We start from the raw sequence: 25,977 nt of genomic DNA on the forward strand, positions 1-25,977 counted from the left end.
AACATTGTCCAACGAACGGCGCGGCGGCCACACCCACACCTGACACACCCGCACCTCAAAGCGGGCGAATGGAGTCGGGCACCAGACGCGCCCCCGGGTAGCGCCGCAGGGCATCCACCACCCACGGATCTGACTGGATCAAGGCCTGCGCCTGTTGCTGTCGCCGTGCTCGGGCCAGTTGCTCGCGCACGGCGGGGGTATCGTTGGTGGCACCCTTGTCCAGCACCAGGCACACGGGGGCATGGAGACACTGCGCCATCGCCTTCTCCAGGCGCTCGCGGTGCGCTTCGGTGCACAGGCTGTCACGGGCGACGCGCAAGGTCCAGTGACTGACCTGACCGTCCTGTCGCCGCCCCACGCACTCCGACTGCATGGCCGTCTCCCTGAGCAGGGCAGAGATCAGCCCTTCGTCCACCATCTGCGTCACCAAGGCCGTCCAGGCGTCACGCACTGGATCGGCCGCCAGCACCGGCAGCGGTGGCTGAGCCACGGCCTCTGGGGCCGATGGCGGTTGGGGCTCACGAACCACCGGCGCGGTGTCCATCTCCTGGGCCGCCAGTTCTTCGGCATCCACCCAAGGAGGAGGCTCGGACTCGTCGGCCACCGGGCTCGGTGTTGCACGCTGCGCAGGCCGGTCAGGTGACACCTGCGGCACCTGCGGCACCGGCGGCACCGGCGGTGCGGGTGGCGCGGGTGGCACGACAGCCTCCAGGCTGCGTTCTGCGCGATGCGCCGGGCTGCTGGGCTCAGGCTGGGCCGATGCCCTGCCCGAGCCCGCCGCTTTTGGGGGCGGTGGGGTCTCCATCGTGCCCAGGGCCACTGCAGTGCCCGGCTTGAATGCCAGCATCCGCAACAAGGTCATCAACAGGGCCCCATGCTCATCAGGAGCCCAGGCCATTTCGGCCCTGGCTTGCAAACACAGGCTGTAGAACAGCTGCGTTTCATCTGGCGCCAGCGCCAGGGCCAGTTCCTGCCACTGATTGGCGTCGCCGTCTTCGTCCACATGGGCTCCCGGCGCCAGTTGCCGCACGGCCATGCGCTGCAACGCCGAGGCCAGCTCTTCCAGGGTGCTGGCCGCCGACACACCTTCACGTTGCAGGCCGTGCACCTGGTCTACCAGGGCCGCACCATCACCACGGACCACCGCCTGTAACAGCCTGATCACATGTTGATGGTCTACGGCCCCCAGCATCTGGCGCACACCCGATTCTTGCAAGCGGCCGCTGCCAAAGGCAATGGCCTGATCGGTCAGCGACAAGGCATCTCGCATGGAGCCCCTGGCTGCACGCCCCAGCAGGCGCAAAGAGGCGGCATCAAATTCGATGCCCTCGGCCCCCAGCACCTTGGACAGGTGGGCCTGCACGGTCTCGGCAGGCATGGGGCGCAAGTTGAACTGCAGACAGCGCGACAGAACCGTGACCGGCACTTTCTGCGGGTCGGTGGTCGCCAACACGAACTTCAGGTAGTCGGGTGGCTCTTCCAGCGTCTTGAGCATCGCATTGAAGGCCGTGGTCGACAGCATGTGCACTTCATCGATCATGTAGACCTTGAAGCGGCCCGCCACAGGCTTGTAGACCGCCTGCTCCAGCAACTGGGAAATCTCGTCCACACCGCGGTTCGATGCCGCGTCCAGTTCAACGTAGTCGACGAACCGTCCTGCATCAATGTCGCGACAGGCCTGGCACTGCCCGCAGGGCTCGGCAGTGATGCCGCCTTGGCCATCCGGCCCCACACAGTTCAGCGCTTTGGCCAGGATGCGCGAGACCGTGGTCTTGCCCACGCCACGGGTTCCGGTGAACAGATAGGCATGGTGCAAACGCCCTTGCAACAAGGCATTGCGCAGCGCCTGGACAACATGTTCCTGGCCCACCATGGCATCAAAACCATGGGGCCGGTACTTGCGAGCGAGAACGGTGGACGTCATTGCCTGATTCTAGGGGTGGAGCAAGCCCGAGAATCGATGGCGCGAATCGATTCATGACGCGCAACGCAGGCCACAGACGTCATGAACTGACCCCTGACTTCGGGGGTCCCCCACATCTGGTTGACACCGCCACCTACAATTTCATGTACGTGATATTTTGTGACTTGCCTGCAACTGCCCTGGTTGTACGCAAGGTTCTTTGTTCGATCAACCGTTGATCTTCCCGGCCCGGAAGGCACGGTTGCTGTGATCGAACGCCATTTCATGGGCCAGAAGTATGTCATTTGAAGACTTGGGCTTGTCTGCACCGCTGTTGCGGGCCATTGCAGATGCGGGCTACACCGCGCCGACTCCCATTCAGTCGCAAGCCATTCCCGCTGTTCTGACCGGAGGAGACCTGCTTGCAGGGGCTCAGACCGGCACAGGCAAAACGGCTGGATTCACACTGCCCTTGCTCGAAAAACTGGCATCGGCGGGCCCTGCCCATCCTCGCGTCATTCGCGCCCTGATCCTCACCCCCACCCGTGAACTGGCTGCCCAGGTTGAAGAGTCGGTTCGCGTGTATGGCAAGTACCTGAGCCTGAAGTCGCTCGTGATCTTCGGTGGTGTGGGCATGAACCCCCAGATCGACGCCCTCCGTCGCGGTGTGGACATCCTGGTGGCCACGCCTGGCCGACTGCTGGACTTGCATCAGCAAGGTGAGGTCAACCTGCGTCACGTGTCGTTCTTCGTTCTGGACGAGGCCGACCGCATGCTGGACATGGGCTTCATCCACGACATTCGCAAAGTGCTGGCCATCCTGCCGCCCGAAAAGCAAAGCCTGCTGTTTTCAGCCACGTTCTCTGACGAGATCAAGGCGTTGGCCGAGCGCTTGTTGAAGTCACCCCGCATCATCGAGGTGGCACGCCGCAACGCCACGGCCGACACGATTGCACAGAAGGTGCATCCCGTCGACCGCGACCGCAAGCGCGAACTGCTCACGCACCTGATCGAGCGCCATGACTGGCATCAGGTGCTGGTCTTCACCCGCATGAAGCATGGCGCCAACCGATTGGTGGAGTACCTGGACAAACATGGCATCAGCGCCATGGCCATCCACGGCAACAAAAGCCAAAGCGCCCGCACGCGGGCCTTGAGCGAGTTCAAGGCAGGTACCTTGCGCGTGCTGGTGGCCACCGACATCGCCGCGCGTGGCATCGACATCGATCAACTGCCGCATGTGGTCAACTTCGAGCTGCCCAATGTGCCGGAGGACTACGTGCACCGCATCGGCCGCACGGGTCGGGCCGGTGCAGAAGGCGAAGCCGTGTCGCTGGTGTGCGTTGACGAGGAAGGTTTTCTGGCCGACATCGAGCGCCTGATCAAGCGCCCGCTGCCCAGAGAGGTCGTTCCCGGGTTCGAGCCTGATCCACATGCCAAGGCCGAGCCCATTCAGCTTGGGCGACGTGTGCTTCATGGTGCGCCTGGTGCGCGCGGCAGCGAGCCTGCGCGCAGCCCCTCGCCACGCAGCGCCGCCCCACGCAATGGCAGAGGAACGCCGCGCAAGGCGGATGACCGACCAGCGCGATCTCGCAGCCGCTGAGCAGGCCAATGCGCGGCCCAGCCTGACGGATGAACCCGCCGGGCTGCTCAGTCAAACCTCAGTCGAAAGGCCGCTGTCTCAGCCACTTGGTGGCCACCCATTTTTCACCAGCAAGGATGGGTGCACCGCCATGCAAGGTGAGTGTGTCCGGCACAGGGCTGGGGTACACAAAACACACGGCGCTGCCCTTGCGCGGCACGACACTCAGCCCGGCAGACGGGAAGACCGTTTCGCCGCCTGACTCTGGCGTGTTGAGGTACACCACCACCGTGGCCACGCGCTGCCCGCCACGCTGGCAGATGCGATCGGTGCCGGCCTGCTCGGGGTCAAAATAATCGTGGTGAGGCCGGTACTCTGCACCAACGCCATACCGCAAGACCTGAAGTCCTTCCCCATGGTCCAACGGCCACGACATCAGCTCGGCCAGACGCTGCTCCAGCCGTTGACACACCGGGTACTCGCCCCGCTGAAAAAACATGCCTTCGCTCGTTCGTGCCACATGCACCTGGCTTCCACCCGTGACCTCCACCACCGTTTCTGAGGGTTGAAGCCGCAGCCGGGCCAGGCCGATGAGCTCATCACATTCTTCCGACGAGAGCACGCCGTCCACCACCCACAACGGCGGGCGCTGTGCGGACAACACCACCTCCACCCACCGATCGTGTGCCCAGCGCCTGGCGCCTGGCGCCTCACGCAGCCAGGGGTGCGTGACCGACTCGGGCATCAGGCCTCGACCCGCCGGCGAAACACCAGGCGATCCGCTTCAGACGCCTGAACGTCGTGCGCGTAGCCTTCGGCGCTGAAGCTCAACAGATCCTCGGGTGTGCGGGCGCGCCGAACAATCGCGTGTCGCGCCATCAACCCGCGGGCGCGCTTGGCGTGGAAGCTGATCACCTTCCACTGCCCCGCCTTCCAGTCTTCGAACACGCACTCCACCACCCTCGCCTTCAAGGCCTTGCGCTTGACGGCCTTGAAGTACTCTTGTGAGGCAAGGTTGACGATCACGTCATCGCCCTGTTGGGTCAGTTCCTGGTTCAGGTGCTGCGCCAGGGTGTCGCCCCACCAGGCGTAGAGGTCTTTGCCGCGAGGATTGGCCAGCTTGGTGCCCATCTCCAGGCGGTAGGGTTGCATCCAGTCCAGCGGGCGCAAGAGACCATACAGCCCACTGAGGATGCGCAGGTGATCTTGAGCCCAGTCCAGATCGTCTGGCCCCAGGCTGTTGGCATCCAGCCCCTCGTACACATCACCATTGAAAGCCAGCACCGCCTGCTTGCTGTTGCGGGCTGAAAACTTCCTGGACCACGCTGCATAGCGGGCCACGTTCAAGGTGGCCAGGGCATCGCTCAAATCCATCAGCGATGCGATTTGCGCAGGCGTGTAGGGCTTGATCACCTCGATGAGCGCCGACGATTCGTCGATGAACTGAGGCAGGGTGTGCCGCTGGGTGGTGGGTGCCGTGTCGTAGTCCAGGCTCTTGGCAGGCGATAGCAGAAACAGCATGGCTGAAGCGAGGCAATGAATGAAGACTATGAAATATGGCCCTGATGATAGCCTCGCCGCGCCAGCCCACCTAAAATCAGGACTTCCCTATCCTGCAGCGCGCTGCCTCACACCATGGCCCTGTACCGCATCAAGGACAAGCAACCCGAGATTCACCCCAGTGCCTTTGTCATGCCGTCGGCCGACTTGATCGGCCAAGTCATTTTGAAGGAAGGCAGCAGCGTGTGGTCGCACGTGAGCATGCGGGGCGACAACGAACCCATCACCATCGGAGCCCGCTCGAACGTGCAAGAGGGCTCGGTGCTGCACACCGACATCGGTCACCCCTTGGTCATTGGCGAAGACGTGACCGTGGGGCACCAGGCCATGCTGCATGGCTGCACCGTGGGCGATGGCGCCTTGATCGGCATCCAGGCCGTGGTGCTCAATGGCGCCGTGATCGGCAAGAACTGCCTGGTGGCCGCCGGCGCACTGGTGACCGAGGGCAAGGTGTTTGAAGACGGCATGCTGATCATGGGCTCGCCCGCCAAGGCGGTGCGCCCGCTGACCGAGGCCGACTTCTTCCGCATGCGGGTGGGCACCGGCCTGTACGTGCAAAAGGCCGCCGAGTACCGACAAGACATGGTGCGGATCGACGCCGCCACCAACCCATCTCATGAGTGAACTTCATAAATTTTTGTTCGAAGGTCTGCCCGTGCGGGGCATGCTGGTGCGACTGACCGACAGCTGGCAAGAACTGCTGCGCCGTCGCGAAGGCGGGCACAACTTCGAGGCGCCCGTGCGCCGCCTGATGGGCGAGATGAGCGCGGCCGGCGTGCTCATGCAGGCCAACATCAAGTTCAATGGCGCCGTGGTGCTGCAGATTTTTGGTGATGGACCGGTGAAGTTGGCTGTCACCGAAGTGCAGCCCAACCTGAGTTTTCGATCGACCGCCAAACTCGTGGGTGAACTGCCTGCGACCGACACCGGCAAGCTTCCTCTGGAGGTCATGGTGAACGTGAACGGCCAGGGCCGTTGCGCCATCACGCTCGACCCCCAAGACCGCTTGCCAGGCCAGAACCCTTACCAGGGGGTGGTGCCCCTGCACGGCGATCACCATGAGCCTTTGCATGAACTCAGCCAGGTGCTGGAGCACTACATGCTGCAGTCCGAGCAACTGGACACCAAGCTGGTGCTGGCGGCCAATGACGAGGTGGCTGCCGGCCTGCTCATCCAGCGCATCCCGGTAGAGGGCGAAGGCAACCTGGCGGGCCGCGCTCACCACGAAGACGAGATCGGCCTGAACGAGCACTACAACCGCATTGCCCACCTGGCCTCCACCCTGAAGGCCGAAGAGCTGCTCGGGCTGGACGCCGACACCATCTTGCGCCGACTGTTCTGGGAAGAGGACGTGCGTCGCTTTGAGCCGCAACAGGGTGCCAATGGCCCCAACTTCGCCTGCAGTTGCTCCCGCGAGCGCGTGGCCAACATGCTGCGCGGTTTGGGCAAAGAAGAGATCGACAGCATCGTGGCCGAGCAAGGCCGGGTCGAGATCGGCTGCGACTTCTGCGGCCAGCTCTACCACTTCGACGCCATCGACGCTGAAGAACTCTTCACCAACGATGCAGCGCCTGGCTCAGATCGACTGCAGTGATGCCGCCGAGTGACCGGCCAGCCACTGCCAGTCACCGCGGGCCAACAGCGCGTTCCAATCGGCGTTGAGTTGCCCGTCACTCGCGGGCGAATGCCAGCGCATGAGCTGGTGGCTCACCGGGTGCACCAAGCTCAATGACGCGGCATGCAGCCACAAACGCTGCATCCCCAGGTGCTGCGCCCACCAGCGGTTGTGTGCGCCTTTGCCGTGGTTGGCATCCCCGATGATCGGGTGGGCCACGTGCTTCAGATGGCGACGGATTTGGTGGCGACGGCCAGTGTGCGGCTCGGCCAGCACCAGGGCCACCCGGGTGGTGGGGTAGCGATCCACCGGCACGGGCAGGCTCCAGCGCGCCAGGGTCATGAAATCAGTTTGAGCGTCTTGCAGGGGGACCTGCGGCGGTGCGTCGTCCGGGCGCAGCGGATGCTCAACCCGCCAGCGCTCGGGTGGCCAGCCACGCACCATGGCCACGTACCGCTTATGGGCCTGACGATGCTCGAACTGGTCTGACAACGCCCGGGCCACCTCAGGCGACAACGCCATCAACAACACCCCTGAGGTGCCCTTGTCGAGACGATGCACCGGGTACACGTGCCGCCCGAGTTGATCACGCAGCACCTGCAGCACGATACGGCATTCGTGCGCATCCAGACCCGTGCGATGCACCAGCCATCCGGCTGGTTTATGCACCACCACCAGATGGTCGTCCTGCCACAACACCGACAGCGGGGGCAGCGGCTGAGCTGTCAAGTCAAGTGGGCCGAGGTCGCTCATGCGCGGGGCAACCAGTGCTGCTCGCAATCGCCATCGTCGCAGCGCTCGCAGATCCAGCGCCAGCGTGGCTGAGATGGCGGGGCGGGTGGCAGCGCCAGGCGCGCCAGACAGGCCTCGGCCACCGCCAGCGCCTGCCATGCCCGATGATCGCCATGGCCATAAATCACCGCATGCGGCAAGCCCTCGCGCAACAACACCTCACGCAAGGCGTTGTCTACCGGGCCACGCACGTGCGGACCGTCGCGCTGAATTCCGTCGGGCACCCAGGGCAAGTCCAGGCCGGTCAGCAAGGTGATGGTCATGCGGCGTTGCGCCGCGATGGCTTCGGCATACAGGCTCTGATCACCAAACAGCCAATGAGAGTACACCGCGGTCATCAACGCCGTGGTGTCGGCGACCACCACCTCTGACTGGCGAGCCGCCTCAGTGATGGCATCTGACTGCGCCCGGGCAATGGCTTGCTGCTCATCAGCACGTGGTGTGCGGCCGTGGTCCACACACCACTGGCGCAGGCCCTCTGGCACCACCGTCACCTGCCGCCCCCGGTCGCTGAGCAAACGGGCCAAAGCCAGGCTCAGTTGGGTCTTGCCGGTGCTTTCAGCGCCCAGCACTGCAATCACATGGGCCATGTCACACCACGGCGGCCTGATGAGACAGGGCCTGTTGGTGCAGGCGACGCCATGCCAGCCAGCCCATCACCGACAGCAGCGCGAACACCGCATACAGCAGCGCGGTCAGCCACATTTGCTTGTACGCAAACAAACCAATGCTCAGCAGGTTCACGGCCAGCCAAACCATCCAGTTGTCGATCCATTTGCGCGCCAACCACCACTGCCCCACCAAGCTGCCAGCGGTGGGCAAGGCATCCCAATATGGCACATCAGAGTCCGTATAGCGATCCAGAAACCATCCGGTCAGGGCCCACAGCACCGCCCATGCCAGCAAGCCCCCTGCCCAGCCTTGCCGGGTCAAGGGGCGCACCCGCAAAGCCTGTTGTTGCTCATCGGTGCCCCAAAGCCATTGCCACCACCCCCACAATGAGGCCACCACAAACACCAACTGCAGCGAAGCCTCGCCATACAGCCCATAGTGCTCAAACAACACGCCGTACAGCAGCGATGCGGCGATGGCCAACGGCCACGCCCAGGGATTGACACGCAGGTTCATGGCCACCATGGCCAATGACAACACCACGGCCACCACCTCAAGGCGGGTGACTGGCGCACCCAGGCAGTGAAACCACGGCACCAGCCAGGGATCAAACAGACTCATCGGGCTTGGGGGCGGTCCTGGGGTGGGGCTGCGCCACCAGGCCCGCGTTGCTGCGCAGGCTCGTCGCTGAAGTGCACGTACAGCTCATCGGCCTTGAGCATGCCCAACTCCATCCGTGCGCGCTCTTCCACCATGTCGAGGCCTTCACGCAGATCGCGCACCTCGGCGGCCAATTGATCATTGCGCACTTCGGCCTGCGCGTTGGCCTTCTTCAGCGCGGTCACCTCTTCCTGAAGTGCCCACACGCGCGGCAAACCACCCTTGCCGAACCACAGCTCGGCATGGACCACGCCCAACAAGATGAGCAGCAAAACGGTGGCAATGCGCATGCTGAGATTATCCACCGCGCCAATGCGTGGCCAGCCGATCCAGCGCCCTTCATCCACAAAAACCCGGCTTCAAGGTCGGAGATCTTTTTGCAGCGCAGCAAAGCTCTTCACGTTTATATATATTTGTGCAAATGTTTTTAACCGTCTGGAGACCGGATGATCCTCGCTACCGACCTTGACGGCACCTTTCTCGCTGGAGACGCTGCCACCCGCCACCGCCTGTACCAACTGGTTTCCCTTCACGCTGATGTCGACCTGATCTTCGTGACTGGACGGGGCCTGGAATCTGTACTCCCGTTGCTGTCCGATCCGACCATTCCCCAGCCCAAATACATCATCTGCGATGTGGGGGCCACCGTGGTGGAAGGCGCCACCCTGCAACCGGTACAACCGCTGCAGTCCGACATCGAGCAACGCTGGCCGGGCGAGCACGCCATCGAGCGCATCATGTCGGAGTACCCCCAGTTCTCGCGGCAAGACGTGCCCCAACAACGTCGATGCTCCTATTTCTGTGAGCCCGGGGCCATCTCTGACGATGTGCACCGCATTGCCCAAGAGCTGGACTGCGACCTACTGTATTCGGCAGACCGTTACCTTGATTTTCTGCCACGCGGCGTGAACAAAGGCAGCACCTTGCGTGCGCTGATTGAGCACCTGGGCGCCTCGGACAAAGACGTGCTGGTGGCGGGCGACACACTCAACGATCTGTCGATGTATGGTGTGGGCTTCCAGGGTGTGTGCGTTGGCCGGTCCGAAGCCGCACTGCTGGAAGCGACGCGAGGCCTCGACCACGTGCTGCATGCGAAAGGTGCGGGCTGTGCGGGCATTCTGGAGGCCATTGGCCACTTCCAGTTGCTGCCCATCCACAGCATGCACTCGGTCACCCGCCACAAATACCCGCCAGGCGAAGCCGAGCTCGTCATCGTCTACCACCGCCTGCCTTTTGAAGAATATGAAGAAAAAGGCCAGCTGCGCCAACGTCCGCACCGGTCACCCAACGGCATCATCCCCACCCTGCTGAGCTTCTTTGCCGACGGCAAAAAGGGATCCTGGATTGCCTGGTCCACGGCCGATCAAAATGCCGCTGGCTTTGAGCCGCGCACCCCGGTGGACAACCGGATGTACCCCCAGCTCACCTGCGCCAAAGTGTCTTTGACGCACGAGCAGGTAGACATCTTCTACAAGAAGTTCTCCAAAGAGGCCTTCTGGCCCACGCTGCACACCTTCTGGGAGCAAGCCACCTTCCGATACGACCACTGGAAGGTGTTTTTGACGGTCAACCGCCTGTTTGCCGAGCAGACAGCGCGCGAAGCCGCTGAGGGCGCCACGGTGTGGATCCATGATTACAACCTGTGGATGGTGCCGGCCTTTCTGCGAGAAATGCGCCCGGACCTGACCATCGCGTTCTTCCACCACACCTACTTCCCATCGGCCGATGTCTTCAACGTGCTGCCATGGCGGCGCGACATCGTGGGCTCGCTGCTGCAGTGCGACCTGATCGGCTTTCACATCCCCAGACAGTCTCAGAACTTCCTGGACGTGGCCATGGGCGTCACCCCCGTCAAGGTGCTGGAAAAGGCCAACTGCGCACCCCGCTTCCTGACCTATGGGTGCGCTGTGGGCATCGACGAGATGGCCACCCGCATCGAGGTGCATGGGCGCAAGATCACCTTGTCGGCCTTGCCTGTGGGCCTGGACCTGACACGGGTTGAGCGCTCACTCAAGAAGCCAGGCATGCAAGACAAGGCGCGCCAGCTCAAGAGCAAACTCAGCGGCAACCGAGTCATCCTGTCGGTCGAGCGCCTGGACTACACCAAGGGCATCCTGCCCAAGCTGGAGGCCTTCGAGATGCTGCTGGCGCAGCACCCCGAGTTGATCGGGGATGTGACGCTGGTCACCATTTGCGTGCCAGCGGCCAAAGAAATGACGATCTACCAGGATCTGCAGGCGCAGATCGAACAAACGGTGGGCCGCATCAACGGCCGGTTCGGGCGGGTGGGCTGGACGCCGGTGCAGTTCTTCTTCCGAAACTTCCCGTTCGAAGAACTGGTGGCCTTCTACAGCATGGCCGACGTGATGTGGATCACCCCGCTGCGCGATGGCCTGAACCTGGTGGCCAAGGAGTTCGTGGCCACGCAAGGCATGATCCAGGGCAAGGGTGTGCTGGTGCTCTCAGAGTTTGCAGGTGCCGCCGCCGAACTGCGTGGCGCCCTGCTGACCAATCCACATGACCGCCATGACCTGGTCAACACCTGCTTCCAGGCGTTGACGATGGACGACAGCGAAGCACAGGGGCGCATCCGCGAGGCGTTTGCCGTGGTGCAGCACAACGACATCGACGCTTGGGGCCGAGAGTTCCTGGACGCGGTGCAAAAGGCGCGCTGACCCCGGAAAAAAAGCCCCCGGTGCCACAAGGCGCCGGGGGCTTTGTCATGCGTGAATCGGTGGACGATCAGCGCAGGTTGTAGAAGGCGCTGCGGCCAGGGTACACGGCCACATTGCCCAGATCTTCTTCGATGCGCAGCAGCTGGTTGTACTTGCTGATGCGGTCCGAACGGCTCATCGAACCGGTCTTGATCTGACCCGCGTTCAGGCCCACGGCGATGTCGGCGATGGTGTTGTCTTCGGTTTCGCCCGAGCGGTGCGAGATCACGGCGGTGTAGCCGGCGCGCTTGGCCATCTCGATGGCGGCAAAGGTTTCGCTCAGGGTGCCGATCTGGTTGATCTTGATGAGGATGGAGTTGGCGATGCCCTTGTCGATGCCTTCTTTCAGGATCTTGGTGTTGGTCACGAACAGGTCGTCACCCACCAGTTGCACCTTCTTGCCCAGACGCTCGGTCAGGTGAGCCCAACCAGCCCAGTCGCCTTCGTGCATGCCGTCTTCGATGCTGATGATCGGGTACTTGTCGCACCAGGTGGCCAGCATGTCGGTCCATTGCTCGGCGCTCAGCACCAGGCCCTCGCCTTCCAGGTGGTACTTGCCGTCCTTGTAGAACTCGGAAGCAGCGCAATCCAGGCCCAGAGCGATCTGCTCACCGGCCACGAAACCAGCCTTTTCGATGGCTTCCAGGATCAGCTGGATGGCGGCCTCATGGCTGGCCACGGAGGGGGCGAAACCACCTTCGTCGCCCACGGCGGTGCTCATGCCCTTGTCGTGGATGATCTTCTTGAGGGCGTGGAACACCTCGGCGCCATAACGGATGGCTTCACGGAAGGTCGGCGCGCCCACGGGCAGGATCATGAATTCCTGCAGGTCAAGGTTGTTGTTGGCATGCGCGCCACCGTTGATGACGTTCATCATCGGCACGGGCATCTGCACGGCACCCATGCCACCGAAGTAGCGGTACAGGGGCAGGCCAGATTCTTCAGCGGCGGCACGGGCCACGGCCATCGACACCGCCAGCATGGCGTTGGCGCCCAGGCGGCTCTTGTTTTCGGTGCCGTCCAGGTCGATCAGGGTCTTGTCCAGGAAGGCTTGTTCGCCAGCGTCCAGGCCCAGCACCGCTTCGCAGATTTCGGTGTTGATGTGCTCAACGGCCTTCAACACGCCCTTGCCCAGGTAGCGGCTCTTGTCGCCGTCGCGCAGCTCGATGGCTTCGCGCGAACCGGTCGATGCGCCCGACGGCACGGCCGCACGGCCCATGACGCCGCTTTCCAGCAGCACGTCGCACTCGACGGTGGGGTTTCCGCGGCTGTCGATCACTTCGCGGCCGATGATGTCAACGATGGCGCTCATCCGTTGTTCCTCAATGTGTAGAAGGTTTGGAATGCAAAAAGCGGCTTGCCCTGGTGAGGCAAACCGCAGATTTTAAGGGCTCAGTTGAAGTCGGTTTCCAGGAAACCGTTCTTCTTGGTGATGCGGTCGAGCTCAACCAGCGTCTCCAGCAAGGTCTTCATGTGCTTGAGCGGCACGGCGTTGGGGCCGTCGCTCCAGGCCTTCGCTGGATCGGGGTGGGTCTCCATGAAGAGGCCCGCCACTCCGGCCGCCACGCCAGCACGCGCCAGCACCGGCACCATCTCGCGGGCACCGCCGCTGGCGCCGCCCAGGCCGCCGGGCTTTTGCACCGAGTGGGTCACGTCAAAGACCACCGGTGCGCCAGACTTGCGCATCTCGGCCAGGCTCGTCATGTCGGCCACGAGGTTGTTGTAACCGAAGCTCACACCGCGCTCGCAGGCCAGAAAGCGGTCCGTCGACAGGCCAGCCTCCTGCGCGGCAGCGCGGGCCTTGTCGATGACGTTCTTCATGTCCCAGGGCGCGAGGAACTGGCCCTTCTTGATGTTGACGGGCTTGCCCGACTTGGCCACCGCACGGATGAAGTCGGTCTGGCGGCACAGGAAGGCCGGCGTCTGCAGCACGTCGACCACGCTGGCGACTTCGGCCACCTGCGATTCGTCGTGCACATCGGTCAGCACCGGCAGACCGGTCTGGCGGCGAACCTCGTCAAGGATCTGCAGGCCCTTGTCCAGCCCCAAGCCACGGGCGGTGGTGCCCGAGGATCGGTTGGCCTTATCGAACGAGCCCTTGTAAATCAGCGGGATGCCCAGGGGCGTACAAGCCTCCTGAAGGCGGCCCGCCACCTCAAGCGACAGCTCCAGGCTCTCAATGGAGCAGGTGCCGGCGATCAGGAAGAAAGGGTGGTTCAGACCAACGTCGAATCCGCAGAGCTTCATGGCGATCACACCTTCTTGCCAACAACGGCCTGGTGGTCCAGCGCAGCCTTGATGTAGGCCTTGAACAGCGGGTGGCCATCCCAAGGGGTGGACTTGAACTCGGGGTGGAACTGCACGCCCACGTACCAGGGGTGCACTGCCTTGGGCAACTCCACCATTTCGGTGAGCTTTTCGCGCTGCGTGATGGCCGAGATCACCAGACCCGCCTCTTGCAGCTTGTCCAGATAACGTTCGTTGGCCTCATAACGGTGGCGGTGACGCTCGGTGACCACCGGCCCGTAAATCTCGTGCGCGATGGTGCCGGGCTTCACGTCCGAGCTTTGCGCGCCCAGGCGCATGGTGCCGCCCAGGTCCGAGCTGGCATCGCGCTTTTGCACGGTGCCGTCGGCGTCCAGCCACTCGTCGATCAGCGCGATGACGGGGTGCGGGCCTTGCGGCTCGAACTCGGTGGAGTTGGCACCTTCCAGACCGGCCTTGTGGCGAGCGTACTCAATGGTGGCCACCTGCATGCCCAGGCAGATGCCCAGGTAAGGGATGCCATGCTCACGAGCGTACTGGGCCGCGATGATCTTGCCCTCCACGCCACGCTTGCCAAAGCCGCCGGGCACCAGGATGGCGTCGTACTTCTGCAGCGTGCCTGCGGTTTCGGGCGTCAGCGACTCGGAGTCCACGTACTCGATGTTCACACGCACGTGGTTGTGGATGCCGGCATGGCGCAGGGCCTCGTTGAGCGACTTGTACGAGTCCGACAGCTCGGTGTACTTGCCGCACATGGCGATGGTGACCGAGCCCTTCGGGTTCTCCACCTCGTAGACCAGGTTGTCCCAGCGCGACAGGTCGGCGGGCTTGGTCTGCAGCTGCAGCTTGTGGCAGATGAGGTCGTCCAGGTGCTGTTCGTGCAGCATGCGCGGCACTTTGTAGATCGTGTCGGCATCCCACACCGAGATCACACCCGACTCGGGCACGTTGGTGAACAGCGAGATCTTCTCGCGTTCATCCTCGGGAATGGCACGGTCGGCACGGCACAGCAAGGCATCGGGCTGGATACCGATTTCGCGCAGCTTCTGCACGGTGTGCTGGGTGGGCTTGGTTTTCAGCTCACCCGCAGCCGCGATGAAGGGCACGTAGGTCAGGTGCACGAAGGCCGTGTTGCTGGGACCCAGCTTCAGGCTCATCTGGCGCGCGGCTTCCATGAAGGGCAGCGATTCGATGTCGCCCACGGTGCCACCGATTTCCACGATGGCCACCTCGACCGCATCGGGCGAGCCCACACCCGCGCCACGGCGCACGAAATCCTGGATCTCGTTGGTGATGTGGGGAATGACCTGCACGGTCTTGCCCAGGTAATCACCACGGCGTTCCTTCTCCAGCACCGACTTGTAGATCTGGCCGGTGGTGAAGTTGTTGGCCTTCTTCATCCGGGTGGTGATGAAGCGCTCGTAGTGGCCCAGGTCGAGGTCGGTCTCCGCACCGTCGTCGGTGACGAAGACTTCACCGTGCTGGAACGGCGACATGGTGCCCGGGTCCACGTTGATGTACGGGTCGAGCTTGATGAGGGTGACTTTGAGGCCACGCGATTCGAGAATGGCGGCCAGTGACGCAGCGGCGATGCCCTTGCCCAGCGAGGACACCACACCGCCCGTGACGAAGACAAACTTGGTCATTGCGCAAAAACGCCCGCTGCATGAGCGGGCACTGCGGTGGTAAAGAGGCATTATAGGCGCTTGAGGCCGTGACGGGGAGAGGAGTTCAATCCGCCGTATCATCGGCGCCGCCGTTTCCCTCTCGGAGTTCACGTGCTGATCACCTTGCGCATGCTGCTGCTGTGCGTCCACTTCGTACTGGCCAGCCTGCTGGGCTTGCTGTTGTGCATTTGTCGCCCATTCAACCCTGACAACACACGCCTGTGCGCGAAGTTGTACGCCCTGCCAGCCCTGAAGATCCTCGGCGTGCGCACGGTGCTGGACATGCAAAGCCTTCATGGCGTGCCTCGACCTGCCGTGATCGTGGCCAACCACCTCTCCAATTACGATCTGTTTGTGTTTGGCCAGGTGGTGCCACCACGCACCGTGAGCCTGGGCAAAAAAAGCCTGAAGTGGTTGCCCCTGTTCGGCCAGATCTACTGGCTGGCTGGCAACGTGTTGCTGGACCGTGGCAACGCCGCATCTGCCAAACGCGCGATGACCACCATCACCCAGACACTGCAGGAACGCGACATGTCGATCTGGGTGTTTGCCGAGGGCACCCGCAGCCATGGCAGAGGCCTTGGGCCACTCAAAAAAGGCGCCTTCCAGATGGCGATCAATGCCGGCGTGCCTGTGGTGCCGGTGTGCGCCAGCCAGTACATACGCCACTGGAACCTCAATCGCTGGCACAGCGGCACCATCGCGCTCAAAGCGCTCCCCCCCTTGAGCACCACGGGTTTGACGCTGGACGACATGCCAGAGCTCATGGATCGCTGCCATGCCCAGATGAAGGCCTGCATCGATCAACTCGATCAGGCCGCCAGCCCACCACAGCCAGCGCACGCATGAACTGCCCACAGGAGCCTGAGCCATGCGCACGGCACCACCGCCCTTGACTGCAGCGCCCATGAGTCGTGGGCAGCAACTCCAGTTGCTGGGCGCCTTGTACGTGGCCCAGGGCCTGCCGTTTGGTTTTTTCACCGTGGCACTGCCGGTGCTGATGAGAGACGCTGGCTGGTCGCTGACGGCCATCAGCTTTTTGCAGTTTCTGGCCTTGCCCTGGGCGCTGAAATTTCTCTGGGCGCCAGTGCTGGACCACCACGGCAGCCGACGAACATGGCTGCGCGTGTTTCAGTCAGGCGCCTGCGTGTTGGCCATCATCTTGTCGCTGATGGACCTGAGCACCGCGGCCTGGGCCTTGTTTGCGGCCGTGCTGCTGTTCAACCTGATGGCGGCTTCTCAAGATGTGGTCACCGATGGTCTGGCCGTCAGGATGGTGCCGGTGCAGGAGCGTGGCCTGGCCAATGGCTTGCAGATCGGCGGCTTTCGGGTGGGCATGATCCTGGGCGGAGGGGCGCTGTTGTGGCTGTTTGCACGCACCGACTGGTCAACCATGTTCCTGGCCATGGCAGCGATGCTGGCCCTGCTGGCCGCCCTCGCCTGGAATCCGCCCGAGCCACCGCCAGCCCGAACACCCCCCCCCGCCACGGGGCTTCGGCTGGGGTGGGCCTGGTGGCACCGCCTGCGGTCGCCAGGCATGCTGACCATGGCGGCGCTGATCGTGGTGTATCGGCTGGGTGATCAGTTGCTGGGCTCTTTGACCGGCCCATTCCTGCGAGACATCGGGGTGGACAAGGCCAGCATTGCCATGTTGCGCGGCGTGATTGGCTCTGGCGCCAGCCTGGCCGGGGCTTTGCTGGGCGGCTGGTTGGCGTTTCAGCTGGGGCGCCGCGCGGCCTTGCTGATTGGCGGGCTGGCCCAGGCTGCCGGCTTGGGTCTTTACATCGCCGCAGCCTTGTCGTGGGGCGGGATGCCTGCGCTGTGGGCCGCCACGGCCCTTGAAGGCTTTTTTGGCACCATGGCCACCGTGGCGCTGTACACCTTGATGATGGACGCAACCGATCCAGACCATGCAGGCACCGATTTCACGATCCTGGCCTGCATGACCTCCGTGGCCAGCGGACTGGCCAACCTGCTGGGCGGCGTGATGGGCGACGCCTGGGGCTATGCCCCAACGTTCACGATCGCCACCTTGCTGGCGGCGGCCGGCACGCTGGTGGTGATTCATTGGCTCGACACGCGGCCTCCGCACCCCCGCATGATGCAGGCCTGGCGTCGCGCTTGAGCTCAGCCCTGTGGGGCGCGGATCTTCCCCAGCGGGTTCATGGCCTGGGCCTGGGTGGGCACTTGGGATGACAAGTCGGCGTCCTGCCCGGTCCAGCTGGGTTCTGGAATGGAGTCGAACACCTGGCGCAAACGCTGGCCCCAGGTGGTTCGAATCATGCGGAAGTAGCTGTTGGACTCGTCAATGTGGATGAGCTTGTCCACCGCCAGGCTGTCGGCCTCGTACACCAGCAAATCCAGCGGCAAGCCCACCGACAGGTTCGACTTCAGCGTCGAGTCCATGGAGATCAGTGCGCACTTGGCTGCTTCCTGCAAAGGCGTGGTGGGCGTGACCACGCGGTCAATCACGGGCTTGCCGTATTTGGATTCGCCAATCTGGAAATAACAAACGCCATCAATGCCGGCCTCGACAAAGTTGCCGGCAGCGTACACATTGAACAGGCGCATGGTTTCGCCCTTGATCTGGCCGCCGATGATCAGGCTGCAATTGAAGTCGATGCCGTGCTGTTTGAGCGCCTCGGCGTCGCGCGCGTGCACCTTGCGCACACAACTGCCCACAATGCGCGCCACGTCAAAGAGGCTGCGCGCCGTCCAGATGGTGCAGGGTTCGCCATCCGAGCCCTCGATGGTTTCGCTGGCCAGCAATTGTTTGACCGCCTGGGTGATGGCCAGGTTACCGGCAGACAACAACACCAGCACACGTTCACCGGCCTTCTCGTACACCGTCATCTTGCGGAAGGTGCTGATCTGGTCCATGCCCGCGTTGGTGCGGGAATCAGAGAGAAACACCAAACCGGCATTGAGCCGCATGGCCACACAGTAGGTCATGATGAAATCACCGTTTTGAGTTTGTAGAGCGCATCCAGCGCCTCACGTGGGGTCAGGGTATCCGGATCGATGCTGGCGAGCAAGTTCAAGGCCTGGGCTTCGGCAGCGCTCAAGGCATCGGCGGCGCCGGCGCTGGCCACCACGGCGCTCTGGCTCACCCACTGGTCCAGTGGCGCGCTGCCTGCGGCCGTGTCCAGTTGCGCAAACAGATCGATCTGCTCATCCGCCGACTGCTGTTGCGATTCCAGCGCCTCCAGCGTCACGCGGGCCTGGCGGATCAGGCTGTGGGGCATGCCCGCCAAGCGGGCCACCTGCACGCCATAACTGCGGCTGGCCGGGCCATGCTGCAACTCGTGAAGGAAGACGATGTCGTCGCCAGCCTCGGCCACGCCCACGTGCACGTTCAGCGCGCGCGGGTGCTTTTCAGGCAGGCGCGTCAGCTCGAAGTAATGCGTGGCAAACAGCGTGAACGCCTTGTTCTTGTCATGCAAGTGGCTGGCAATGGCGCTGGCCAGGGCCAGACCATCAAAGGTGGAGGTGCCACGCCCGATTTCGTCCATCAGCACCAGCGACTGCTCGGTGGCGGTGTGCACGATGGCCGCCGCCTCGGTCATCTCCATCATGAAGGTGGACTGGGCATTGGCCAGGTCATCGGCCGCGCCGATGCGGGTGTGGATCGCATCGATCGGCCCCAGGCGACAGGAGGCCGCCGGCACATACGAGCCCATGGCCGCCAGCAGCACGATCAAGGCCACCTGCCGCATGAAGGTGGACTTACCGCCCATGTTCGGGCCGGTGACGATGAGCATGCGGCGGTTCACATCCAGCCGGCAGTCGTTCGGGATGAAAGACGCGCCACTGGTTTCTTGCAAACGGGCCTCGACCACCGGGTGGCGCCCTTTTTCGATCTCGATGCAGGGATGGGCGCAGAACTCGGGGCGGCTCCAGCCCAGGGTGACGGCGCGCTCGGCCAGGGCGGCCAAGGCATCCAGCGTGGCCAGGGCCCGCGCCAAGGTGCCCAGCACCGTCAGGTGCGACTGCAGGAAGTCGATGAGCTGCTCGTACAAGAGCTTTTCGCGCGCCAGCGCCCGCTCTTGGGCCGACAGCGCCTTGTCCTCAAAGGCCTTGAGCTCGGGCGTGATGTAGCGCTCGGCGTTCTTCAGGGTCTGGCGGCGCTGGTAGTCCAGCGGCACCTTGTCCACCTGGCCTTGGGTGACCTCGATGTAGAAGCCATGCACCTTGTTGAACTGCACCCGCAGGTTGGGGATGCCCGTGCGGGCCCGCTCGCGGGCCTCCAGATCGAGCAGGAAGGCATCGCAGTTTTGCGAGATGGCGCGCAACTCGTCCAGGTCGGCATCAAAACCCGTGTTGATCACCCCGCCATCGCGCAGCAGCACGGCCGGGGTTTCGGCCAAGGTGTGGCTCAAGCGATCGGCCAGGGCCGGATCCGGGTGCAGCGCGGTGTGCAGTTGACTCAGCAGCGCATCGCCCTGGGGCACCCGGGTGGCCAGGGTGGGCATGGCCAGCAGGGTGTCGCGCAGCCCGGCCAATTCACGCGGGCGCACCTGACGCAAGGCGATGCGGGCGGTGATGCGTTCCACATCGCTCACCTGCCTCAGGGCCTCACGCAGCGCTTCATGCCCCTGGTCCAGGCTGGGCGCGCTTTGCAAGGCCGCGATGGCATCGTGACGGGCGCGGGCCATGGCGCGGTCGCGCAGGGGTTGCGTCATCCACTGGCGCAGGGCGCGGCTGCCCATGCCGGTGCGGCAGGTGTCGATCAAGGACAGCAGCGTGGGCGCATCTTCGCCCCGCAGGGTTTGCGTCAGCTCCAGGTTGCGCAGGGTGGCGGGCGGCAGGCTCAGCAACTCCGACGTGCGCGGCACCTCCAGGGTGCTCACGTGGGCCAACGCCCTGCCCTGGGTGTGTTCGGCAAAGCTCAACAAGGCGGCTGCAGCGGCATGGGCCAGGGCCATGTCTTGCGCGCCATAGCCTTGCAAGCTGCTCACCTGCAGTTGCTCGCACAATTTGCGCAGGCCCAGCCCGCTGTCGAACTGCCAACTGGGCCTGGGCGTCATGGCCACACCACGGGCCTGCGTCAGCCAGGGCTGCAGGGAGGGCGGAATGCGCTCGCGGTCGTACAGCACCTCGGCCGGCTGCAGCCGGGCCAGCCAGCCGGACAGCTCGCGCTCGGTGCATTCGGTGACGCCCAGCTTGCCGCTGGCCAGGCCCAGCCAGGCCAGCGCACAGGGCACCGCGTGTTCGGCATGGCGGCCACGCTTGTCCATCACCACGGCCAGCAGCAGCGCGTCTGCGCGCTCTGACAGCAATTCGCTGTCGGTCAAGGTGCCGGGCGTGACCACCCGCACCACCTTGCGCTCCACGGGGCCCTTGCTGGCACCCACTTCACCCACCTGCTCGCATATCGCCACCGACTCGCCCAGGCGGATCAGCTTGGCCAGGTAGGTTTCCACCGCGTGCACGGGCACACCAGCCATCACCACGGGCTCGCCCGCCGACTGACCGCGCACGGTCAGCGTGATGTCGATCAGGCGATTGGCCTTGCGCGCATCGTCAAAGAACAGCTCGTAAAAATCCCCCATGCGGTAGAACACCAGGGTGTCCGGGTACTCGGCCTTGATGCGCAGGTACTGCTGCATCATCGGCGTGTGACCAGAAAACTCCTGTGCAGAAGCGCTGGCTGGCCGCTTGGGGGAACTGTCCATGGCTTGAAAACGCCTTTGGTGGTGACGGTGAAGACGGGGCAAAAGTGTACGGCAGGCCACACCCGACACCTGCGGAGATCAACACCCCCCCAGATTGAAGCCCCCGACGGCTTGACAGCCTGGGGTCATGGCGCCCTATAGTCAAACAGAGCCCGACGTGAAACTTGTTGCATCGGGATGCCCGTCGTCACCATCATCCCTCATGCGCGAATCCGAGCCCTCCACGCCCTCGCCCACCACGCCACACACGCCCCATGGTCAGGCGTTGGGACCACGGTCGCTCGCTGCCATGCTGTGGGTGTCACTGCCTGTGCTGGTGGGCTTGACGGCTTGCGGCACCCCCCATCCGCCACCGCCCTCTCTGACGCCTCCAACCCACGGGGCCGCGGCGCCGCAACCCACGGCGCCACAGCGAAACTACCTGCTGCAAGTGGCAGACACGTTCGACGTGAAGTTTTTCAGAACTCCGGAGTTGAACGAATCGGTGGTGGTTCGACCAGATGGCAAGATTTCTCTGCAACTCGTGGGCGAGGTGCAAGCGGCCGGTCTGAGCGTGCCCGAACTGGAGCAGTCGCTTCGAACGCTGTACGCGCAGGAGCTTCGGCGCCCCACGGTGTCCGTCATTGTTCGAACGTTTTCGCCCTCCAGGGTGTTTGTGGCAGGAGAAGTTCGCTCTCCTGGCGAACAAACCATGAACGGGGACCTCACCGCGCTGCAAGCCATCGCCCGAGCCGGTTTCTTCACCCCGGATGCCCAGACCGGTCAGGTGGTGATTCTTCGCTACAAAGGCCCACAAGGACCTGAGTTCATCACCCTGGACGCGGGCGCCATGATCGACGCGTCTCGTGCCACGTCAGCAGAGAACCCATTGCACGCCCAGCAGGATGTGGTGCTGGAGCCCATGGACGTCGTCTATGTGGCACCCACGCGCATCGCCACGGTGGCTGATTTCTTCAGCCGCTACGTGAACAACATCATCCCCCTGTGGCGCAACCTGGGCTTCAGCATGGTGTACTACACCAACACCGTCAAGACACGGACTTCTGGCAGCGTGACCTCCACGCCCCCAACCAACCCCTGATGGCTCAAGGCTGGCAGGCCACCCGCCTGAGACCGGCGGCCAACCCGGCCAGCACCCAGAAGATCTTCAGTTCTTGGGAGTGCCCGCCCAGTCCGCACAGAAAGAACGCCACCAGGCTGGCCATGATGCAGACCGCCAGGTCTTGCTCCCACGGGCGTCCGTGCGCCGACACCTGGGCCATTTCCCTCATGAGGGCCATGTAAAACGCCAGGATCAACAGCAACCCCACCAGGCCATGCATCACCCAGATGTCCAGGTACAGGTTGTGGGCTCGCAGCAGGTGTGCGGGCTCTTCGCCGGTGATGTCGCGTCGCTCCCACTCCAGCCCCATCTCCGTGCGCGAGTGCTGGATGAACTGGGGGCCGTACTGCTGATAACCATGCCCCAGCACGGGGCGCTCCTTGATCAACACCACCGCCATCTCGTAGATCTCGCGGCGCATTGGCGTGCTGCCCTCCTTGATGTACTTCACCGAAAAGAACCGGTCAAGGAACCCGTCCGGCAGCCACAAGGGGGAGGTCATGGCCCCCAAGGTGGCCGCCACCACCAAGGGCATCAACGGGATGCGGCGCTTCCAGACCAGAAATGCCACGGCGCCCACCAGCCCCACCAAGGGGGTTCGGGTGTATGACAGCACCAGGCCCAGCAGTTGGAGGCCGGCCATGCCCAGACTGATCAGGCGCGGCCAGAACGTGGGATACAGACGAAACCAGAACACGCACAACGGCAAGGCGGTGGCCATGGTGTATGAAAACCAGTTGGCGTCGCCAATGCCGCCGGTCACGCGTTTGATCGTGGCCCCGTCGATGGACAGCGCATCGGTGTGCGCACCGAAACTGACGCCCTCAAACTGAAGCTCGATGCCGGGCAGCAAAAACTCGGTGATCGCCAGGACGGCCGACAGCGTGGCGGTGGCGCTGATCGCCATGGCCGACCACAGCACCCAGCGCGGGGTGACGGCCAGATTGGCCACCAGGAAATAGGGCAAGGCCATCATGGCGTACTTGCCCACGCCGACGATGGAATCTTCAAAAGCCGGGGTGAGCACCGGCCCCAGCAACACCAGCAGACAGAAGCCGCCCAGAGGCACCATGTGCGGGGCGTAGGTCACTGCAACGCGATGACGCATGGCCCACAAGGCCCACCCCATCAGGGTCAACAGCGATGCGAGCTTGGACGGGCTGAGCAAACTCACGCCGCCGGGTGCGTAATTGCCGATCAGCCAGATGACCTGGGTGATGACGGTGAACCAGACACCGACGATCGGCGCCTCCATGACCCAGCACACCACCAACAGGCCCAGCGCCGCCAGCACCAGGGGCTTGCCTCCGCCCAGCAACACCGAGGCAGCAGACAGACCAAAGATCAGCCCTCCCACGAGCACGGAGCGCAGCACCGCCGAGCCACCGCCCATGCCCGTGCCTCAATCCTTGCTCGCCGCGGGATGAGCGCGTCGCAAAGGCCAATACCGCCCGGAGCGGTTCAGCACCGAACCAAGGATGGGAATTCGGTGTCGCGCCAGTGTGTCTCTGAGAAACCGCAGGGCATCCACCCTGGTTTCGTCCATCTCGATGACCACCACGACGCCGTCACACGCCGCCGCCAGTGGCACGGCATCAGACCATTGGGTCATGGCTGGCGCATCCCAAACCACCATGTCGTGGTCCTGCCGCGCTCGTTGGGCTGCGGTGTGGAGGTGCTCGTCCAGGGCCGTCAGCGGTGCGGTCTCGGCACGGCAACCCGCCACCATCACGGTCAGTGACTGCGGACGCGTGAGCTCTTGTGTCGGCAGCGGGCCGCTGCCATCCCAGTTCAGCAGGCCCGGATGGTCGGCCAGGCCGAGAGTTTTGGCCAGTGAGGGCTGACGCACATTGCCTTCGGCCAGCAAGACCTTGCCCAGTGACCTGGCAGCTGCCAGCGAGAACGCCAACCGCGCCGCCACCACCGACGCGCCTTCCCCACCCGAAACGCCAATGACGGCCACGCTGCGGGGCATCGGCTCCATGGCCAACAGCGTGCCGCGCAGCCGAACAAACTCTTCGGCCAAGGCCGACGACATGAGGACGATTTCGCGGTCCATGGTCAGCGAACCTCCTGCAGACGCGCCAGCACCGGTGCGCCCAGGATGTCAATGGCCGTGTCCTTGGAGTGCACCACCGGGCGCAAGGCGTCACGCAAGAGAAAGACACCCACCGCCCCCAGCAAACCCACCCCCACGGCAATCAAGAACAGGAACTTGCCCTTGGGAGACACCGGCCGAATGCTGGCCGTTGGTGGGCCCAGCGGCGAGACGTTGGAAATGCGTGCTTCGTCCAGCGCTTCAGAAATGCGCGCCTCTTCCAGCCGTCGCGCGTAAAGCTGATAGCTTTGTTCGGCCTGGGCAATTTCGCGCTGCACACGGCGGGCCTCTTCACCACCTTCCTCCAGGCGAGACAGTTCAGACTCGATGTGGGCCAGCACCTGCCGCTGCCGTTCTTCGGCACTTTTGAGCCCCGCCAACTGATTGGCCTTCTCGATGGAGGCACGCTCAACATCGCGATAGGTTCCCGCCAGCTCGTAGGTTTCGGAGCTCGTCACCGGCTTGCGGTGGCTGGCCAGCAAGGCCTCAAGCTCCTGAATTTCTTCCTTCAGGTCCAGAACCCGCTGGCTCTGGTCACCATAGGCTGACAGCGCGCGCACCAACTGCACACGCCGCTCGGCCAGGCGCTGCTCCACCTCAAGTGCCAGCGGATTGGGCTGCTGCACCCGGCTCGACAAACGCTCTGCCGGAAGCGCCTGCAGCACGCTGCGCGCCTGCCCCAGCTCTGCCGAGACTCGGGCCAGTTCTTCGCGGGTGCGGGCGATGGCCGTGTGCACTTCACGGTGGCGGCTCAACAGGTTGCGTCGTTGCTCTTCCAGATCCCACACCGACTCTTCATGGCTGAAGGAACGACGCCGCGCCTCCAGTTGAGAAATCGTCTTGTCAAGCTCCGTCAGACGCTGGGTGAGAAACTGAGTGGCGCCCGGCGTCTTGAAGGCCTCGATGTGAGCCTGCACGTACAGGTCGATCAGTTTGCTCATGACCTGCACGCCCGCCTGCCGGTCGGGGAACTTCATCGTCACCTCGATGACATCCGCGCGTTTGACGGCATCGGCCTCGATCGACAGCTGCATGGTGGACACCACGCGCTCGAACGGCGTCAGGCGCTTTTCAAGGCCAATCAGGATCAGCACCTCGCGAAAAGCATCCTGCAACATGCGCACCGCCGATCGGGCCATGGCCTTGACGTACTGAAAGAAGGTCTGGGGCTCGGGCTGGGCCAGAAAGAAATCCACGCCAAAGGACCGCACCAGCTCTTCGACCAAGGACTGGCGCTTGAGGATCTCGATCTCGGAGGCCACGTCTTCCGGGCGCTTGAACGCGGCCTGTGTCTGCGGCACCCCGGAGATCTGTGGTGGTGTCTGCTCGCGCCCCAGCTTGTACAGCAGGCTGGCGTGGATTTCATACTGAGGTGTCAGGAAGGGCAACGCCGCCAGCACGCCCACACCGGCGAGCAGACCCGAGGCCAGAACCCACCGCCAGCGCCTGACCAGGATCACCATGACCCAATCCAGCCCTGCACCACCCAGCAAGGAGCCGCCAAAGGTGCTTTTTTGCTGACTCAAAGGCGATGACGACGCACCCGAAGAGGCAGGGGGATCAATGAGCGCCGGTGGCGGATAACTGGAACCTGGAACTGACAACGACCGCCTCCTGCACGCACTGGCGCTGTTATTGGGCTCGCCCGTGGATATTGCTTGAGTCGGCGCCAACAGGCACCCCCCTAATTTGACGCTGCTACAGCACTACAACACTTTGAAGTGCGTCGCTA

General features: G+C 63.7%; 22 protein-coding genes. 7 read left to right on the plus strand and 15 right to left on the minus strand.

Features of this window, described 5'->3' with window-relative positions:
• Positions 1–55: 55 nt before the first annotated feature.
• The gene (gene dnaX, locus WNB94_RS01105) at positions 56–1,924 is read right to left on the minus strand and encodes a DNA polymerase III subunit gamma/tau (protein WP_341387806.1); all 1,869 of its coding nucleotides are present in this window, start codon (positions 1,922–1,924) and stop codon (positions 56–58) included.
• Between the two features lie 277 nt (positions 1,925–2,201).
• Here dnaX and WNB94_RS01110 point away from each other — a divergent pair, with 277 nt between their 5' ends.
• Positions 2,202–3,506: a DEAD/DEAH box helicase gene (locus tag WNB94_RS01110; RefSeq protein ID WP_341387807.1), complete on the plus strand. Its 1,305-nt coding sequence runs from the start codon at positions 2,202–2,204 to the stop codon at positions 3,504–3,506.
• 58 nt (positions 3,507–3,564) lie between these two features.
• On the opposite strand, the gene WNB94_RS01115 is transcribed toward WNB94_RS01110, so the two are convergent.
• Both WNB94_RS01115 and yaaA read right to left on the minus strand, forming a co-directional pair.
• Positions 3,565–4,230, minus strand: a complete 666-nt coding sequence (locus WNB94_RS01115) for a 2OG-Fe(II) oxygenase (protein WP_341387809.1) — start codon at positions 4,228–4,230, stop codon at positions 3,565–3,567.
• Positions 4,230–5,006: a peroxide stress protein YaaA gene (gene yaaA / locus WNB94_RS01120; protein ID WP_341387810.1), complete on the minus strand. Its 777-nt coding sequence runs from the start codon at positions 5,004–5,006 to the stop codon at positions 4,230–4,232. The genes WNB94_RS01115 and yaaA overlap by 1 nt, the downstream gene beginning before the upstream one ends.
• A 114-nt stretch (positions 5,007–5,120) precedes the next feature.
• On the opposite strand from yaaA, the gene WNB94_RS01125 reads away from it, so the two are divergent.
• Positions 5,121–5,669, plus strand: a complete 549-nt coding sequence (locus WNB94_RS01125) for a gamma carbonic anhydrase family protein (RefSeq protein WP_341387811.1) — start codon at positions 5,121–5,123, stop codon at positions 5,667–5,669.
• On the plus strand, positions 5,662–6,639 hold the full coding sequence (gene hslO / locus WNB94_RS01130) for an Hsp33 family molecular chaperone HslO (protein WP_341387813.1): 978 nt from the start codon (positions 5,662–5,664) through the stop codon (positions 6,637–6,639). The genes WNB94_RS01125 and hslO overlap by 8 nt, the downstream gene beginning before the upstream one ends.
• Here the strand turns inward: hslO and WNB94_RS01135 are convergent.
• From WNB94_RS01135 to ftsB, 4 genes are read right to left on the minus strand one after another with little or no spacing between them, the layout of a single operon-like run.
• Positions 6,622–7,413 carry a pseudouridine synthase gene (locus tag WNB94_RS01135; RefSeq protein ID WP_341387814.1) on the minus strand — a complete coding sequence of 264 codons (792 nt, stop codon included), beginning with the start codon at positions 7,411–7,413 and terminating at the stop codon, positions 6,622–6,624. The two genes, hslO and WNB94_RS01135, sit on opposite strands and share 18 nt — an antisense overlap.
• The gene (locus tag WNB94_RS01140; RefSeq protein ID WP_341387816.1) at positions 7,410–8,042 is read right to left on the minus strand and encodes an AAA family ATPase; all 633 of its coding nucleotides are present in this window, start codon (positions 8,040–8,042) and stop codon (positions 7,410–7,412) included. The genes WNB94_RS01135 and WNB94_RS01140 overlap by 4 nt, the downstream gene beginning before the upstream one ends.
• A gap of 1 nt (position 8,043) precedes the next feature.
• Positions 8,044–8,685: a nicotinamide riboside transporter PnuC gene (gene pnuC, locus WNB94_RS01145; protein ID WP_341387817.1), complete on the minus strand. Its 642-nt coding sequence runs from the start codon at positions 8,683–8,685 to the stop codon at positions 8,044–8,046.
• A complete protein-coding gene (ftsB, locus tag WNB94_RS01150) occupies positions 8,682–9,014 on the minus strand; it encodes a cell division protein FtsB (protein WP_341387819.1) in 333 nt (110 codons plus the stop codon). The genes pnuC and ftsB overlap by 4 nt, the downstream gene beginning before the upstream one ends.
• Before the next feature lie 156 nt (positions 9,015–9,170).
• Between ftsB and ggpS the strand changes: the two genes are divergently transcribed.
• Entirely contained in the window at positions 9,171–11,399 is a 2,229-nt protein-coding gene (gene ggpS, locus WNB94_RS01155) for a glucosylglycerol-phosphate synthase (RefSeq protein WP_341387820.1), read from the plus strand.
• Positions 11,400–11,466: 67 nt separating this feature from the next.
• On the opposite strand, the gene eno is transcribed toward ggpS, so the two are convergent.
• The 3 genes from eno to pyrG all read right to left on the minus strand — a co-directional run bounded on the left by eno (position 11,467) and on the right by pyrG (position 15,349).
• The gene (eno, locus tag WNB94_RS01160) at positions 11,467–12,750 is read right to left on the minus strand and encodes a phosphopyruvate hydratase (RefSeq protein WP_341387821.1); all 1,284 of its coding nucleotides are present in this window, start codon (positions 12,748–12,750) and stop codon (positions 11,467–11,469) included.
• Between the two features lie 80 nt (positions 12,751–12,830).
• Positions 12,831–13,685, minus strand: coding sequence for a 3-deoxy-8-phosphooctulonate synthase (kdsA, locus tag WNB94_RS01165; RefSeq protein ID WP_341387822.1), 855 nt, complete (start codon positions 13,683–13,685; stop codon positions 12,831–12,833).
• A 5-nt stretch (positions 13,686–13,690) separates the two neighbouring features.
• Positions 13,691–15,349, minus strand: coding sequence for a CTP synthase (pyrG, locus tag WNB94_RS01170; protein WP_341387823.1), 1,659 nt, complete (start codon positions 15,347–15,349; stop codon positions 13,691–13,693).
• 132 nt (positions 15,350–15,481) lie between these two features.
• On the opposite strand from pyrG, the gene WNB94_RS01175 reads away from it, so the two are divergent.
• Positions 15,482–16,219, plus strand: a complete 738-nt coding sequence (locus WNB94_RS01175) for a lysophospholipid acyltransferase family protein (RefSeq protein ID WP_341387824.1) — start codon at positions 15,482–15,484, stop codon at positions 16,217–16,219.
• Positions 16,220–16,241: 22 nt separating this feature from the next.
• Complete coding sequence (locus WNB94_RS01180; RefSeq protein ID WP_341387826.1) at positions 16,242–17,495, plus strand: MFS transporter; 1,254 nt, start codon at positions 16,242–16,244, stop codon at positions 17,493–17,495.
• Positions 17,496–17,497: 2 nt separating this feature from the next.
• On the opposite strand, the gene WNB94_RS01185 is transcribed toward WNB94_RS01180, so the two are convergent.
• Both WNB94_RS01185 and mutS read right to left on the minus strand, forming a co-directional pair.
• Positions 17,498–18,322: a proteasome-type protease gene (locus WNB94_RS01185; RefSeq protein ID WP_341387828.1), complete on the minus strand. Its 825-nt coding sequence runs from the start codon at positions 18,320–18,322 to the stop codon at positions 17,498–17,500.
• Entirely contained in the window at positions 18,319–21,045 is a 2,727-nt protein-coding gene (gene mutS, locus WNB94_RS01190; RefSeq protein WP_341387830.1) for a DNA mismatch repair protein MutS, read from the minus strand. Before mutS ends, WNB94_RS01185 begins: the two co-directional genes overlap by 4 nt.
• 202 nt (positions 21,046–21,247) lie before the next feature.
• Between mutS and WNB94_RS01195 the strand changes: the two genes are divergently transcribed.
• Positions 21,248–22,126: a polysaccharide biosynthesis/export family protein gene (locus WNB94_RS01195; protein WP_341387832.1), complete on the plus strand. Its 879-nt coding sequence runs from the start codon at positions 21,248–21,250 to the stop codon at positions 22,124–22,126.
• 4 nt (positions 22,127–22,130) lie between these two features.
• On the opposite strand, the gene WNB94_RS01200 is transcribed toward WNB94_RS01195, so the two are convergent.
• Genes WNB94_RS01200 through WNB94_RS01210 form a run of 3 tightly spaced genes read right to left on the minus strand, consistent with a single transcriptional unit; the run spans position 22,131 to position 25,708 of the window.
• Positions 22,131–23,540, minus strand: a complete 1,410-nt coding sequence (locus WNB94_RS01200) for an O-antigen ligase family protein (RefSeq protein WP_341387834.1) — start codon at positions 23,538–23,540, stop codon at positions 22,131–22,133.
• Between the two features lie 9 nt (positions 23,541–23,549).
• Positions 23,550–24,206, minus strand: a complete 657-nt coding sequence (locus WNB94_RS01205) for a P-loop NTPase family protein (protein ID WP_341387835.1) — start codon at positions 24,204–24,206, stop codon at positions 23,550–23,552.
• Between the two features lie 2 nt (positions 24,207–24,208).
• The gene (locus WNB94_RS01210; protein ID WP_341387837.1) at positions 24,209–25,708 is read right to left on the minus strand and encodes a GumC family protein; all 1,500 of its coding nucleotides are present in this window, start codon (positions 25,706–25,708) and stop codon (positions 24,209–24,211) included.
• Positions 25,709–25,977 lie beyond the last annotated feature (269 nt).

This window comes from Aquabacterium sp. A3 (assembly GCF_038069945.1).
Lineage (GTDB): Bacteria > Pseudomonadota > Gammaproteobacteria > Burkholderiales > Burkholderiaceae_C > Aquabacterium.

Coding starts and splice junctions, on each gene's coding strand:
- dnaX (WP_341387806.1), bottom strand. CDS start 1,924: ATGACGTCCACCGTTCTCGCTCGCAAGTACCGGCCCCATGGTTTTGAT.
- WNB94_RS01110 (WP_341387807.1), top strand. CDS start 2,202: ATGTCATTTGAAGACTTGGGCTTGTCTGCACCGCTGTTGCGGGCCATT.
- WNB94_RS01115 (WP_341387809.1), bottom strand. CDS start 4,230: ATGCCCGAGTCGGTCACGCACCCCTGGCTGCGTGAGGCGCCAGGCGCC.
- yaaA (WP_341387810.1), bottom strand. CDS start 5,006: ATGCTGTTTCTGCTATCGCCTGCCAAGAGCCTGGACTACGACACGGCA.
- WNB94_RS01125 (WP_341387811.1), top strand. CDS start 5,121: ATGGCCCTGTACCGCATCAAGGACAAGCAACCCGAGATTCACCCCAGT.
- hslO (WP_341387813.1), top strand. CDS start 5,662: ATGAGTGAACTTCATAAATTTTTGTTCGAAGGTCTGCCCGTGCGGGGC.
- WNB94_RS01135 (WP_341387814.1), bottom strand. CDS start 7,413: ATGAGCGACCTCGGCCCACTTGACTTGACAGCTCAGCCGCTGCCCCCG.
- WNB94_RS01140 (WP_341387816.1), bottom strand. CDS start 8,042: ATGGCCCATGTGATTGCAGTGCTGGGCGCTGAAAGCACCGGCAAGACC.
- pnuC (WP_341387817.1), bottom strand. CDS start 8,685: ATGAGTCTGTTTGATCCCTGGCTGGTGCCGTGGTTTCACTGCCTGGGT.
- ftsB (WP_341387819.1), bottom strand. CDS start 9,014: ATGCGCATTGCCACCGTTTTGCTGCTCATCTTGTTGGGCGTGGTCCAT.
- ggpS (WP_341387820.1), top strand. CDS start 9,171: ATGATCCTCGCTACCGACCTTGACGGCACCTTTCTCGCTGGAGACGCT.
- eno (WP_341387821.1), bottom strand. CDS start 12,750: ATGAGCGCCATCGTTGACATCATCGGCCGCGAAGTGATCGACAGCCGC.
- kdsA (WP_341387822.1), bottom strand. CDS start 13,685: ATGAAGCTCTGCGGATTCGACGTTGGTCTGAACCACCCTTTCTTCCTG.
- pyrG (WP_341387823.1), bottom strand. CDS start 15,349: ATGACCAAGTTTGTCTTCGTCACGGGCGGTGTGGTGTCCTCGCTGGGC.
- WNB94_RS01180 (WP_341387826.1), top strand. CDS start 16,242: ATGCGCACGGCACCACCGCCCTTGACTGCAGCGCCCATGAGTCGTGGG.
- WNB94_RS01185 (WP_341387828.1), bottom strand. CDS start 18,322: ATGACCTACTGTGTGGCCATGCGGCTCAATGCCGGTTTGGTGTTTCTC.
- mutS (WP_341387830.1), bottom strand. CDS start 21,045: ATGGACAGTTCCCCCAAGCGGCCAGCCAGCGCTTCTGCACAGGAGTTT.
- WNB94_RS01195 (WP_341387832.1), top strand. CDS start 21,248: ATGCGCGAATCCGAGCCCTCCACGCCCTCGCCCACCACGCCACACACG.
- WNB94_RS01200 (WP_341387834.1), bottom strand. CDS start 23,540: ATGGGCGGTGGCTCGGCGGTGCTGCGCTCCGTGCTCGTGGGAGGGCTG.
- WNB94_RS01205 (WP_341387835.1), bottom strand. CDS start 24,206: ATGGACCGCGAAATCGTCCTCATGTCGTCGGCCTTGGCCGAAGAGTTT.
- WNB94_RS01210 (WP_341387837.1), bottom strand. CDS start 25,708: ATGGTGATCCTGGTCAGGCGCTGGCGGTGGGTTCTGGCCTCGGGTCTG.